Source organism: Allobosea sp. LjRoot9, from assembly GCF_964252745.1.
Classification (GTDB): domain Bacteria; phylum Pseudomonadota; class Alphaproteobacteria; order Rhizobiales; family Beijerinckiaceae; genus Allobosea.
Window position 1 is genome coordinate 16308 of the sequence record NZ_CAXUPC020000005.1, and the last position, 12213, is coordinate 28520.

At 66.6% G+C, this 12213-nt stretch carries 12 protein-coding genes; 5 read left to right on the top strand and 7 right to left on the bottom strand.

Annotation, left to right across the window (positions count from 1 at the left end):
* Positions 1–6: 6 nt before the first annotated feature.
* The 3 genes from ACSQ3P_RS19830 to pdxH all read right to left on the bottom strand — a co-directional run bounded on the left by ACSQ3P_RS19830 (position 7) and on the right by pdxH (position 1903).
* Positions 7–504, bottom strand: coding sequence for an NUDIX hydrolase (locus ACSQ3P_RS19830; RefSeq protein ID WP_436167215.1), 498 nt, complete (start codon positions 502–504; stop codon positions 7–9).
* Complete coding sequence (locus ACSQ3P_RS19835) at positions 501–1223, bottom strand: SDR family NAD(P)-dependent oxidoreductase (protein ID WP_083269918.1); 723 nt, start codon at positions 1221–1223, stop codon at positions 501–503. The genes ACSQ3P_RS19830 and ACSQ3P_RS19835 overlap by 4 nt, the downstream gene beginning before the upstream one ends.
* A gap of 65 nt (positions 1224–1288) precedes the next feature.
* Positions 1289–1903 (bottom strand): pyridoxamine 5'-phosphate oxidase, encoded by a 615-nt coding sequence (gene pdxH, locus ACSQ3P_RS19840; protein ID WP_436167216.1) that lies wholly within the window; start codon positions 1901–1903, stop codon positions 1289–1291.
* 126 nt (positions 1904–2029) lie between these two features.
* Between pdxH and ACSQ3P_RS19845 the strand changes: the two genes are divergently transcribed.
* The 3 genes from ACSQ3P_RS19845 (at position 2030) to fabI (ending at position 4533) form a co-directional block, all read left to right on the top strand.
* On the top strand, positions 2030–2491 hold the full coding sequence (locus tag ACSQ3P_RS19845; RefSeq protein WP_436167217.1) for an RT0821/Lpp0805 family surface protein: 462 nt from the start codon (positions 2030–2032) through the stop codon (positions 2489–2491).
* 146 nt (positions 2492–2637) lie between these two features.
* The gene (locus ACSQ3P_RS19850; RefSeq protein ID WP_436167218.1) at positions 2638–3552 is read left to right on the top strand and encodes a DnaJ C-terminal domain-containing protein; all 915 of its coding nucleotides are present in this window, start codon (positions 2638–2640) and stop codon (positions 3550–3552) included.
* Between the two features lie 138 nt (positions 3553–3690).
* The gene (gene fabI / locus ACSQ3P_RS19855) at positions 3691–4533 is read left to right on the top strand and encodes an enoyl-ACP reductase FabI (protein WP_069692915.1); all 843 of its coding nucleotides are present in this window, start codon (positions 3691–3693) and stop codon (positions 4531–4533) included.
* Between the two features lie 176 nt (positions 4534–4709).
* Here fabI and ACSQ3P_RS19860 read toward each other — a convergent pair whose 3' ends face one another.
* The 4 genes from ACSQ3P_RS19860 to folP form a co-directional block, all read right to left on the bottom strand.
* Entirely contained in the window at positions 4710–5201 is a 492-nt protein-coding gene (locus ACSQ3P_RS19860; RefSeq protein ID WP_436167219.1) for a hypothetical protein, read from the bottom strand.
* A 236-nt stretch (positions 5202–5437) separates the two neighbouring features.
* The gene (gene folK / locus ACSQ3P_RS19865; RefSeq protein ID WP_436167220.1) at positions 5438–5950 is read right to left on the bottom strand and encodes a 2-amino-4-hydroxy-6-hydroxymethyldihydropteridine diphosphokinase; all 513 of its coding nucleotides are present in this window, start codon (positions 5948–5950) and stop codon (positions 5438–5440) included.
* Positions 5940–6314: a dihydroneopterin aldolase gene (gene folB, locus ACSQ3P_RS19870; protein ID WP_436167221.1), complete on the bottom strand. Its 375-nt coding sequence runs from the start codon at positions 6312–6314 to the stop codon at positions 5940–5942. Before folB ends, folK begins: the two co-directional genes overlap by 11 nt.
* On the bottom strand, positions 6311–7168 hold the full coding sequence (gene folP, locus ACSQ3P_RS19875; protein ID WP_436167222.1) for a dihydropteroate synthase: 858 nt from the start codon (positions 7166–7168) through the stop codon (positions 6311–6313). The genes folB and folP overlap by 4 nt, the downstream gene beginning before the upstream one ends.
* 149 nt (positions 7169–7317) lie before the next feature.
* Here folP and ACSQ3P_RS19880 point away from each other — a divergent pair, with 149 nt between their 5' ends.
* Positions 7318–7914 carry a histidine phosphatase family protein gene (locus ACSQ3P_RS19880; RefSeq protein WP_436167223.1) on the top strand — a complete coding sequence of 199 codons (597 nt, stop codon included), beginning with the start codon at positions 7318–7320 and terminating at the stop codon, positions 7912–7914.
* A gap of 271 nt (positions 7915–8185) precedes the next feature.
* Positions 8186–12199, top strand: coding sequence for a Pls/PosA family non-ribosomal peptide synthetase (locus ACSQ3P_RS19885; protein WP_436167224.1), 4014 nt, complete (start codon positions 8186–8188; stop codon positions 12197–12199).
* The last annotated feature ends 14 nt before the right edge of the window (positions 12200–12213 follow it).

The following is a 12213-nucleotide window of genomic DNA, read 5'->3' on the forward strand; positions in this document are numbered from 1 at the left end:
CCCGCCTCACGAACCGTGCCCGGTATCGCGCCGCAAGGCATCGTGCAGTAAGCTCTGGGCGCGCCTGAGGACATCGCCGAGTTCGCGCGTCGTCGGCAAGCCGCCGAGGCGCAGCGGATCGGCCCACATCACGGCGCCGGCCTCCGGCCCGGTCGTCGGCTCGCCCGAGAGCCATTCACCGACGAAGGAGGCGACGACGAAATGATGCGTGACGCCGCCCTTGGCGTCGCGGCCGAAGATTTCGACATGGCGGTTGAAGCCGAGGATGCGCGCCTTGACGCCGACCTCCTCCTCGAGCTCGCGCAAGGCGGCTTCCTCCAAGGTCTCGCCGGGTTCGACCTTACCGCCCGGCAGCGACCAGAGCTGGTCGGCCGGCGGCTTGGTTCGCGTCGCCAGCAGGACCTTGCCGTCGCGGAATACGGCGACGGAGGCCGCCAGAACCGGCCTTGCCGGCGCCTTGCCGACGGCTGGAAACCGGATGACCTGTCCGCTATCGCCCGTCACACGTGCTGCCCGCCATTGATGTGGAGCTCGGAGCCCGTGACATAGCTCGAGGAGTCGGTGCAGAGGAAATAGATCGCCTTGGCGACCTCGTCGGTCTTGCCGAGGCGCTGCAGCGGCAGGGTCGCGACGATCTTCTCCGTGCCGGGCGAGAGGATGGCGGTGTCGATTTCACCCGGTGAGATCGAGTTCACGCGGATGCCGAGCGGCCCGAAATCGGCGGCCATCTCGCGGGTCAGGCTGGCGAGCGCGGCCTTGGAGGTGGCGTAAGCAGCGCCCGCGAAGGGGTGGACGCGGGAGCCGGCGATCGAGGTCACGTTGACGATCGCGCCCTTGGCCGTCGTCAATTCATCGAGCAGGCCGCGTGCCAGCATGATCGGCGCGAAGAAATTGACCTGGAAGACCTTGTGCCAGTCGTTGAAGGAGGTCGTTGCGGCGCCGAGCCGGCCGCCCTGCGGCCCCTTTGGCGAAATACCGGCATTGTTGACCAGCGCGTTGAGCTTGCCGCCCTCGGCGGCCAAGCGCTTCTTGATCTCGGCGATGCCGCGCATCGTGTCTTCGGGGTCGCCGAGATCGATCTGGACGTGATCAGCGGCGCCCGAGGGCCAGGGGCATTTGTCGGAAAAGGCCTGGCGCGAGCAGGACAGGATGCGCCAGCCCGCCATGGCGAACTGCATCACGGTCGCATGGCCGATGCCACGGCTAGCGCCCGTCAGCAGCATGACCGGGCGGTTGCCGGCCTCGGTCTTGGGAAAATCGAGTTTTGGCATCGCCATGGAGATTATCCTCAGGGGTAGAGGCGCGTGCGCGACCAGGGCTCGGCTGCCGAGGGGCGGCGGAACACGACGCGATCATGCAGACGGAATGCGCCGTCGCGCCAGAACTCGATATAGACGGGCTCGATTCGGAAGCCGGTCCAATGCGGCGGCCGCGGGATCGTGCCCAGGCCGAATTTCGCAGCATAGCTCGCGACCGCCTTCTCCAGCGCAAAGCGGCTTTCCAGGGGGCGTGACTGCTGCGAGGCCCAGGCGCCGATGCGGCTGTCGCGCGGACGCGACTGGAAATAGGCGTCGGCCTCGGCGTCCGTCACCAGCGAGACCGGGCCGCGAATCCGGACCTGCCGGCGCAGGCTCTTCCAGTGGAAGAGCGCGGCCGCCTTGCCCTGGCCGAGCAGCTCCTGCCCCTTCTGGCTTTCGGTGTTGGTGTAGAAGACGAAGCCGTCCGCATCATAGCCCTTCAGCAGGACCATGCGGCTATTGGGCATGCCGTCGGCGTCGACCGTCGACAGCGCCATGCCGGTGGGATCGTTCGGCTCGGACTTCGTCGCCTCCTGCAGCCAGTCATGGAACAGAGCGAATGGCTCATCCGCCTGGGTGAAGTCACCGGTCGTTAACCGTTCCACGTGCTTAATCCTTGCTGGTTCTAGGTAGGCGTCGGGCGAGCGCGATCTGTGATTTGGGGTGTGAGAGCAAGTCTGTATAGGGCAGCGACGGGGGCGATCCAAAGCCCTCCTGCGCGCTATGCATCCATGCGTTCGGTCATGGTCGGCGGGGTGCTCGGGCTGGCCTTGTTCAGCGGCGGCTGCTCGGTCTCGTTCCCGATCCTGGGGTTGTCCTCCAAGAGCGAGGACGAGGTCGCCACGACATCCTCGATCCCGCCGATACAGAGCCCGGCCAAGGGCGGAGCGCTCGCCTCGCTCGCCTCCGATCTCGGACCTGAGGACATGCGCCGGGCCGATGGGGCGATGGCCGTGGCGCTCGACCCGCAGGGCAACGGCGCGGCGGTGTCCTGGGACAATCCCCAGAGTGGCATCAAGGGCTCCTTCATTCCCGTCGGCGGCCCGTTCCTGCGTTCCGACGAGATTTGTCGCGCCTTCATCGCCAGCGTCCAGATGCAGGCCAAGCCGGCCAAGTTGCAAGGCACGGCCTGTCGCCCCTCGGGCGGCGACTGGGCGGTCAAGGATGTCCAGCCCTGGAAAGGCCTGACCTGAGCGGCAGGCGGACGATCGTCGATCGCGATCTTTGCGCGGGATGTTGCGTTCAGGCCACACCATTCCCAGATATCGGGTTGTTGGCGGAAGGCTGCTGGCTGCACGCAGCCGCCTGGCAGCTTCCGTCGTGCGAATGGGGTCTATGAATGCGCGATCCGTATCAGGTTCTGGGCGTCGCCCGGTCGGCCAAAGAGGACGAGATCAAGAAGGCTTACCGGAAGCGGGCCAAGGATCTGCATCCCGATCGCAACCGGGACGATCCCAAGGCGCAGGACCGTTTCGCCGAACTCAACGGCGCCTATGAGATTCTCGGCGACGAAACCAAGCGCAAGCAGTTCGACCGCGGCGAGATCGATGCCGAGGGCAAGCCCAAATTCGCTGGCTTCGAGGGCATGGGCGCCGGGCGCGGCGGCCGCGCTGGCGGCTTTGAATTCAATTTCGGCCAGGGCGGCGGCCAGCCTTTCGGCCGCGGCGGGCAGGATGCCGGCTTCGACCCGGCCGATATCTTCGGCTCGCTCTTCGGCGACGCGGCGCGGCGTGGCGCCCGGGCCAAGCCGGAGGCGCAGAAACCGCCGGAGCAGAGCTTTACGCTGGAGGTGACGTTGGCGCAGGCGGTGGCGGGCGCGTCGCGGCGCGTCCGGCTGCCGGGCGGGCGCGAGGTCGAGGTCACGATCCCCGAGGGCGTCGCCGACGGCAAGGTCATGCGCCTGCGCGGCCTCGGCCAGGTCGACCCGCATTCGGGCGAGGCCGGCGACGTGATGATGACGATCAAGATCAAGCCCGATCCACGCTTCACGGTCGAGGGCAATGATCTGCGCACCCGCGTGCCGGTGCCGCTCGCCAAGGCGGTGCTTGGCGGCCCGCTGCATGTGCCGACGCTGACCGGCGCCGTCGAGATGACGATTCCGCCCCTGACCGGCACGGCCCGGCAGTTCCGCCTGCGCGGCAAGGGGCTGAAGGGGGAGAAGGGCGCGGTCGGCGACCTCTTCGTCGCCATCGATATCGAGATGCCCGCGAGCGATGACGAGCTGACCGCCCTGATAAAGGCGCGCACGACGTAAGCGGTTGCGCTCGCGCTCTTTACCAGAGTGCGCGGGCTTGCCCGGCCATCGAAGCGCAGCAACTGTCGAAAACCGGTTTCCACTTTTCTGCGTCCTGTTCTATGAGACCCCTCCTTTTGTTTCGTTCCAGGGTCTCCGATGCCTGACGCCATCACCGCCGCCCTTCCGACCGCCAATCTGCTCAAGGGCAAGCGCGGCCTCGTGATGGGTGTCGCCAACAACCGTTCGATCGCCTGGGGTATTGCCAAGGCCGCCGCCGACGCCGGCGCGGAACTCGCCTTCACCTATCAGGGCGATGCGCTGAAGAAGCGCGTCGAGCCCCTGGCGAAGGAGCTCGGCGGCCATGTCGTCGGCCATTGCGACGTCACCGATTCGGCCTCGATCGACGCCGTCTTCGCCGAGATCGAGAAGCTCTGGGGCAAGCTCGACTTCGTCGTCCACTGCATCGCCTTTTCCGACAAGGACGAATTGACCGGCCGCTATGTCGAGACCAGTGAGGCGAACTTCACCAAATCGCTCTTGATCTCCTGCTACTCCTTCACCGCCGTGACACAGCGCGCGGAGAAGCTGATGAGCGATGGCGGCGCCATGCTGACGCTGACCTATTACGGCGCCGAGAAGTGGATGCCGCATTACAACGTCATGGGCGTCGCCAAGGCCGCGCTCGAGGCGAGCGTGCAATATCTCGCCGCAGATCTCGGCCCCTCGAAGATCCGCGTCAACGCGATCTCGGCGGGACCGATCAAGACATTGGCGGCGTCGGGCATCGGCGATTTCCGCTACATCCTGCGCTGGAACGAGTACAACTCGCCGCTGCGCCGCACCGTGACGATCGAGGAGGTCGGCGAGACCGCTGTCTTCCTGGTCTCCGACATGTCGCGCGGCATCACCGGCGAGATCCTGCATGTCGATGCGGGCTACCATGTCGTCGGCATGAAGGTGCCGACCGCACCGGATATCTCGCTCGAACGCAGCGAGTGAGCGGGCGGCCGTCCAGCTCTAAAATTCCCCGTCGATTCTATCGCGGACCGCTACCGGCTCAGGGCTTGCCCTGAGCCGGTAGCGCGTTTTGGAGCGAAGTAGGCACCGGTTCGCGTGAAGAAAACGCGTTAAAACAAAGCGCTAGAGCAATTGCTCTAGCGCTTGCAGCATGGTGATCAGTTGATCGCCTTGATGCTTCCGAAGATCGCATCGAGCTCCTTGCCATGCGTCTCGCGCTCCTCATCGGAGCCCCAGACGGTCAGCATGATCATGCGGTTGTCGCCGGCCGGCAGCAGGATGAAGTCGACCTTGGTCGGGCCGTTGCCGTCCGTGGTGCGGTACTGGAAGATCGTGGCCGGGATGCCGTTCAAGGGGGCTTCGGCCTTGATCGGCTCGACCTTCTTGATCTTGTTGTCCTTCATCCAGGCATCGTTGTTGGCGAGCATCTTGTCGATGTTGCGCGCATCGGCAAACTCGACCGAGAAGAAGACCGCCTCATCCTGCGGGCGGGCGGAATAGCCGTAGTCGATCTCCTGGGTCTTCCAGTCGTTGGGAACGGTGATGGTGACGGCCGGGTTCTTGGTCGGGACCGCGAAGTTCTTCGCAAACGCCGGCGCGACCATGAGAAGCGCGGCGATGACGGCGGCGAGGGGACGAGCGCGTGTCATGGTAGGTTCTTTCAAGCCAGGCTCCGTCTTGTCGCCTGCAGCGCTGTTCTCCTGCACCCATGATCGAGATGACGCAACGTTTGGCGCGTGCTCACTTTGGGTAACAGTTAATTAACCTAAGGTCAGCAAAGCGCGCGCCGAGCGTCGCATTGTTCAGGAACCTGGCCGCGACCAACGCTGGCGAACCGAGACCTTGCCGCGATTGCGAGTAAGTGGCGGGGTAATTTGCTTCCTGACTACTCCAGCGCGCACTTCAAGCGTTCGGTCGCCTCCGCGTCTCGCCGGACGGTGGGGTCGGCGAGCTCGTCGCGGAGCTTGGCCGCGGTCCGGCCGCCGATTGCCAGCATGGGCGCGATCTCCGCCAGCGGCGCCAGGGCGAAGGCGCGCTCGGCCAGGCGTGGATGCGGCACCTGCAGGCCGGGCTGGTCGATCTCGTCGTCGCCATAGCTCAGAATGTCGATGTCGAGCGTGCGCGGGCCCCAGCGCTCGAGGCGCTCGCGACCCTGCCGCTTCTCGATGTCGAGGACGAGGGCAAGCAGCTCGGTTGCCGGCAGGCTGGTTTCGATCAGCGCGGCCATGTTGAGGAATTCCGGCTGGTCGAGCCGCCCCCAGGGCGGTGTCCGGTAGACCGAGGAGATTGTCCCCAGCCTGATCTTGGGATGCGCGGCGAGCGCTTTCAGCGCCGCCGCGAAGGCTGCGACCGGGTCGCCGAGATTGCCGCCAAGCCCGAGAGCGACCTCAATCGCCACGCTGGTAGCTCAGCTTGATGCCGACGCTGGCGAGCGTGGCATGGATCGGCGGGGCGGGCTTGCGCAGGGTGACCTCGACGCGGCTCACCGGGGGAAAGCCGTCGAGCACGGCCATCGCCACGGCGCGCGCCGCTGCTTCCAGGAGGTTGAAGCGCTTGGCGGTGAAGGCTTCCGTCACCACACCGACGACCTTGCCATAGTTCACCGTGTCGGCGAGGCTGTCGCTGATCGCCGAGGCGCGCAGGTCGGTCTCCAGCAGGAGGTCGAGCGTGAAGCGCTGCCCGAGCCGCTCCTCCTCCGAGAAGAAGCCGTGATAGGCGTAGATATCGAGCTTCTCGATCAGAATGCTGCCGGTTTCGCTCACGGGGCGCCCTTTGCGGAGGTCAGGCTGGCGGAATTGGCGATGGCGGCCCAGACCTGGAGCGCCTCGTTATGGGCGCGCACGTCATGGGCGCGGATGATGGCCGCGCCTTGCGAGACGCCATAGAGATGGCTGCTGATGCTGCCGGCGACGCGCTCTGCGGCGACCTTCTGGCCGGTGATCTGGCCGATCATCGATTTGCGCGAGGCCCCGAGCAGGATAGGGCAGCCCAGTTCCTTCAGGCGGCCGAGATCACGGATCAAGGCGAGGTTCTGCGCTGGGGCCTTGCCGAAGCCGATGCCGGGATCGACGACGATCTGGCTGTGCGGCACTCCGGCGGAGATGGCGATGGCGATGGAGCGCTCCAGGAAGCGCAGCACGTCGTCGAAGATGTCGATGTCGGGATCGACCGTGTCGCGGTTGTGCATCAGCACCATGGGCGCGCCGTAGCGCGCCGCGACCTCCGCGATGGCGGGCTCGCGCTGCGCGCCCCAGACATCGTTGACGATGGCAGCACCCGCGCTCAGCGCGGCCTCGGCAACTTCGGCCTTCCAGGTGTCGATCGAGACCGGTAGCGAAAGCGCGTTGGCGAGACCCGCGACCACGGGCCGCACCCGCGCGATCTCGGTCGCGGCGTCGATGGCGGCATGGCCCGGCCGCGTCGATTCCCCGCCGACATCGATGATGGCAGCCCCCTCCATCGCCAGGGTGAGGCCATGCGCGATCGCCTCCTCCGCATTGGCGAGCAGGCCGCCATCGGAGAAGGAATCGGGCGTGATGTTGACGACGCCCATGATCAGCGGCCTCGCATCGAGGGCGAGGCTATGGCCATCGGGCAAGATGAGAGCCAGGGACATTCAAACCTGCTGCAGCAGCGAAGAGCCGCCTATATACGGCGCATCGGGCCGCGGCCAACAGAAAGCGACGGCGCTTGCCATGGCCGCGACGCATGACCGCCGCCCGCGAGGGACTTTGACGGGCAAAGCGCCAGCGTGCATGAGCCCACATGGTCCCGATCACGCTCCCGCAACGGCTCATTCTCATTCGCCACGGCGAAACCGAGTGGAATCGCGAAGGCCGCCTGCAGGGCGCCCAGGACATCCCGCTCAACGCTTTGGGGCGGACGCAGGCAGCGGAGGCGGCCGAGCGACTGAAGGCTCTGGCGCCGGATTTCGCGGCGTTCGACTATGTTGCCTCGCCGATGGAGCGTGCGCGCGAGACCATGGACATCCTGCGCGGCCAGTTGCAGCTGGAGCCTGGGGCCTACCGCATCGACGAGCGCTTGCGCGAGCTGACCTTCGGCGATTGGGAAGGCTTCACCTGGCGCGAGATCCGCAAGAGCGAGCGCGAACAGGCGCAGATGCGCGAGCGTGACAAATGGGGTTTCGTCCCGCCGGGCGGCGAGAGCTACCGGATGCTCGCCGAGCGTATCCGGCCCGCGCTGGAGGAACTGCAGCGCGAGACGGTCATCGTCAGCCATGGCGGTATCGCGCGCGCCGTCCTGGCACTGGTTGGGGCGGTGTCTTCGCAGAAAGCCGCGCTCGTCGATATCTGGCAGGGCAAGATCCTTGTCGTGTCGGGTAATCAGGCCGACTGGCTCTAACAGGGCTGCGGGACTAGGCTGCTGCAGCGGCAGCGTGGTGGAACCGAGGCGTTCATCACGGGTTCAGTCATGGTTTGGCAAGGTCGCCCTGCTAAGGCAGTTTCGTGCGGCGGTGGCATGCTCGGCCGGAAGGCACAGCGGGAAGAGCGCATCGGGGGGTGTGGCTCGCCCGTGTTTTTATGAAGGTGCGTCGCAGGGGTGCGAGTGCCTGGTTCGAGGGTGCTTTACGCCTCGCTCCGGGATGTCGTGGTTCTGAGCGCAGCGGGGCGCGATGAACGACATCAGCAATTTGTCGGCAACGACGGCCGTGATGGGCGCACAGCCGCTCGCGACCCTGGCGGGCGAGAAGCGCCCGGATCTGATCCGAGACGAGGTTCTGGGCGAGATTTTCGCCGCGACCGTCGCAGCGCGCGGCGGCGAGACGGCCTTGCGCGATGGCGCGCGACGCTTGAGCTATGCCGAGGTCTGGGCCGCCGCCGGGCGGCAGGCGCGGGGCCTGGCCCTGGCGGGCGTCGGTCCTGGCGACATGGTCGGCCTGTGGATGCCGCGCGGCATCGAACTCCTGATCGCGCAGATCGCGATCACGCGTTCAGGCGCGGCCTGGGTGCCGTTCGACGCCGAGGCGCCGGTCGAGCGGATCGCCGTTTGCCTGAAGGATGCCGAGGCCAAGGGCCTCGTCACCTCCGTGGATTGGCAGAGCAGGGCAGCGGGCACGGGCCGCACGGTCTGGAGCCCCGAGGATCTGGCGGCTCGCGACGATGGCGCCGAGATGCCGGCGCGGGTAGTCGGCCTGAGCAAGGACCACCCCGCCTATCTGATTTACACCTCCGGCTCGACGGGTACGCCCAAGGCGATCGTCATCAGCCATCGCAATATCTGCCATTTCCTGCGCTCGGGGAACGCCTTCTACGGCTTCGGGCCCGACGACGTCGTGTTCCAGGGCGCTTCTGTCGCCTTCGACCTGTCGATGGAGGAGATCTGGACGCCTTATCTTGTGGGGGCGGCTCTCTACGTTGCGAGCCCCGAGACCATGGGCGATGCGGAGAAGCTCCCGGCTCTGCTGACCGAGGCCGGCGTGACCGTGATCGACACGGTGCCGACCCTGCTCGGCATCCTGCCCTCGGACGTGCCTTCGCTCAGGCTGATCCTGCTCGGCGGCGAGGCCTTGCCGCCGGCGATCGTCCAGAAATGGTCGCGGCCGGGACGGCGCATTCTCAATACCTATGGCCCGACCGAGGCGACCGTGGTCGCGACCGCGGCCGAGGTCCGACCGGGCGAGATCGTGACGATTGGGCAGCCGATCGCCAACTACACCACCTATATCGTCAATGAGGCGATGCAACTGGTCGGCCCCGGCGAGCAGGGCGAATTGCTGATCGGCGGCCCTGGCGTCGCCAAGGGCTATCATGGCCGCCCTGAGCTGACGGCCGAGAAGTTCATCGCCAATCCCTTCGGCGGGATCGACGACCCGGTGCTCTATCGCTCCGGCGATGCGGTCAGTCTTGATGCCGACGGCAATATCGTCTTCCACGGCCGCATCGACGATCAGATCAAGATCCGCGGCTTCCGGGTCGAGCTCGGTGAGATCGAGTCGAAGCTCGCCGACGAGCCGGGCGTCAGCCAGGCCGCCGTGGTGCTGCGCAGCGATGACGAGATCGAACGGCTCGTCGCCTTCGTCGTGGCCGAGCCAGGCGTGGCGGTCGACGGCGCGGCCTTGCGCGCCGCGCTGCGCGACAAGCTGCCGCCCTATATGGTGCCGGCGCATTTCGAGGCTGTGGGCTCGCTGCCGCGCATGGTCTCCGGCAAGGTCGACCGCAAGATGCTCAAGGCGGCGCCGCTGACGGCGCCGAGCGCGGCCGGCGAGCAGGAGCCGCCGCGCAACGCGACGGAAGCGGCGCTGCTGGATGCCGCCAAGCGCGTGCTGGGCGCGGCCAGCCTGCCGCTCGACGCCGATTTCTTCATGGATCTCGGCGGTCACTCGCTGCTGGCGGCGCGCTTCATCTCGATCGTGCGCGAGACGCCGGCCTATGCCGGCATCACGCTGCAGGACGTCTATGGCGCGCGCACCTTGCGCGGCATGGCGGCGCTGCTCGACGGGCGCGGCATCGCGGAGGTCGAGGACCTCTCCTTCACGCCGCCGCCGTTCCTGCGCCGTTTCCTCTGCGGCCTCGCCCAGGCCGCGGTGCTGCCGATCATCATCGGCCTGTCGACCGCGCAATGGCTCGGCATCTTCGTCACCTACATGATCATGTCGGGCGAGGATTTGTCGCTGACCGGCCAGGTTTTCGCGCTGCTCGGCGTCTACGTCGCGATCACCATCGTGACGGGGCTGATCGCGATCGCGCTGAAATGGATCGTACTCGGCCGGACCAAGCCGGGCGTCTATCCGCTCTGGGGCGTCTATTATTTCCGCTGGTGGTTCGCGGCGCGCGTCGCCGGACTCGTGCACATCAAATGGTTCCAGGGCACGCCGGTGATGCGGTTCTACTGGCGCCTGCTTGGCGCCAAGGTCGGCCGCGACGTCATCATCTCGGATTACGAGGCCGGCGCGATCGACCTGATCGAGATCGGCGAGGGCACGGCACTCGGCTCCAAGACCACCTTCGCCAATGGCGAGGCGATCGGCGACAAGCTGATCCTCGGCAAGATCAGCATCGGCAAGGACGTCTCGGCCGGCGCCTCCGTCGTGTTCGGGCATGGCAGCGTCATCGGCGACCATGCCGAGATCTGCGATTTGAGCGCGATCCCGCCCCAGACCCATGTCGGCGAGGCCGAGATCTGGGACGGCACGCCCGCGCGCAAGACCGGCATGGTCGACCTGGCCTCGCTGCCGCCGCAGGCGCAGGCCAGCACCCGCCGGCGCGCCGCGATGACGGCCTTCTACGTCGCTATGCTGATTGTGCTGCCGCCGGTCAGCCTGTTGCCGATCTTCCCGGCCTTCTGGCTGTTCGACCAGATCGACGACTGGATCGCGAGCTGGTCCGAGATCAGCTATCTCTGGTATCTGCCGATCCTGACCTGGCCGACGGCGATCGGCTTGATCGCCTTCACCGTCTTCCTGATGGCCGGCCTGCGCTGGCTGATCCTGCCGCGCGTGACCTCGGGCTCGTACTCGATCCATTCGGGCTTCTACGCCCGCAAATGGACTGTGGCGCTGGCGACCGAAGTGACGCTGGAGACGCTGTCCTCGCTGTTTGCGACGATCTACATGCGGGCCTGGTACCGCATCATGGGGGCACACATCGGCCAGGGCGCCGAAATCTCGACCAACCTCTCGGGCCGCTACGACCTCACCGGCATCGGCGCCGGCAATTTCATCGCCGACGAGGTCGTCTTCGGCGACGAGGACATGCGGCGCGGCTATATGCGGCTCGACATGACCCGGACGGGCGATCAGGTCTTCGTCGGCAACGACGCGGTCGTGCCGCCGGGCGCCGTCATTCCCGACCGCGTGCTGATCGGCATCAAGTCGAAGCCGCCTGCCAACGAGCTGATGCAGCCCGGCGATACCTGGTTCGGCTCGCCGCCGATCCGCTTGCCGACGCGCCAGAAGGTCGATCTCGGCGCCGACTGGACCTATAAGCCGTCGCTGCGCAAGCAGTTCGCGCGCGGCATCTTCGAGGCGCTCCACACCTCGTTCCCGGCGATGCTGTTCATCACCTTCGGCACGATCGCGGTCGATCTCGTGCTGCAGCGCGAGATCAACCATCAGGATTGGCTCGGCCTTGCCGTCTCCTTCACCGTTGTCGCCATGATCATCGCGATCACGCAGGCGCTGATCTGCGCCGCGATCAAATGGCTGATGATGGGCGTCTACAAGCCGGTGATGAAGCCGATGTGGTCTTGGTGGGCGATGCGCACCGAGGCGGTGGCGGTGCTGTATTGGGGGCTGGGCGGCAAGGTGCTGTTCGACTATCTGCGCGGCACGCCGTTCCTGCCCTGGTTCCTGATGCTGTTCGGCGCCAAGTTCGGCAAGGGCTGCTGGCTCGACACCACCGACATCACCGAGTTCGACTGCGTCAAGATGGGCGATTTCTGCACCATCAACGCCCACTCGGCCCTGCAGACGCATCTCTATGAGGATCGCGTCATGAAGGTCGGCCGGGTCCATCTCGGCAAGGGCGTCTGCGTCGGCGCGGGCGCGACCGTGCTCTACGACACCCATGTCGGCGACTATGCCCAGATCGGCCTGCTGACCGTGATCATGAAGGGCGAAAACCTGCCGGCGCATACGCGCTGGGAGGGGGCGCCCGCAGTGCCGGCGAAGGCGCCGGCGGGGCATTGAGGCAGCCGGGCGCG

Bases quoted from the DNA above. Each gene is read 5' to 3' on its own strand.
- ACSQ3P_RS19885 (WP_436167224.1), top strand. From the start codon at position 8,186: ATGAACGACATCAGCAATTTGTCGGCAACGACGGCCGTGATGGGCGCA.
- ACSQ3P_RS19860 (WP_436167219.1), bottom strand. From the start codon at position 5,201: ATGACACGCGCTCGTCCCCTCGCCGCCGTCATCGCCGCGCTTCTCATG.
- fabI (WP_069692915.1), top strand. From the start codon at position 3,691: ATGCCTGACGCCATCACCGCCGCCCTTCCGACCGCCAATCTGCTCAAG.
- ACSQ3P_RS19845 (WP_436167217.1), top strand. From the start codon at position 2,030: ATGCGTTCGGTCATGGTCGGCGGGGTGCTCGGGCTGGCCTTGTTCAGC.
- folP (WP_436167222.1), bottom strand. From the start codon at position 7,168: ATGTCCCTGGCTCTCATCTTGCCCGATGGCCATAGCCTCGCCCTCGAT.
- ACSQ3P_RS19835 (WP_083269918.1), bottom strand. From the start codon at position 1,223: ATGCTGCTGACGGGCGCTAGCCGTGGCATCGGCCATGCGACCGTGATG.
- ACSQ3P_RS19880 (WP_436167223.1), top strand. From the start codon at position 7,318: ATGGTCCCGATCACGCTCCCGCAACGGCTCATTCTCATTCGCCACGGC.
- ACSQ3P_RS19850 (WP_436167218.1), top strand. From the start codon at position 2,638: ATGCGCGATCCGTATCAGGTTCTGGGCGTCGCCCGGTCGGCCAAAGAG.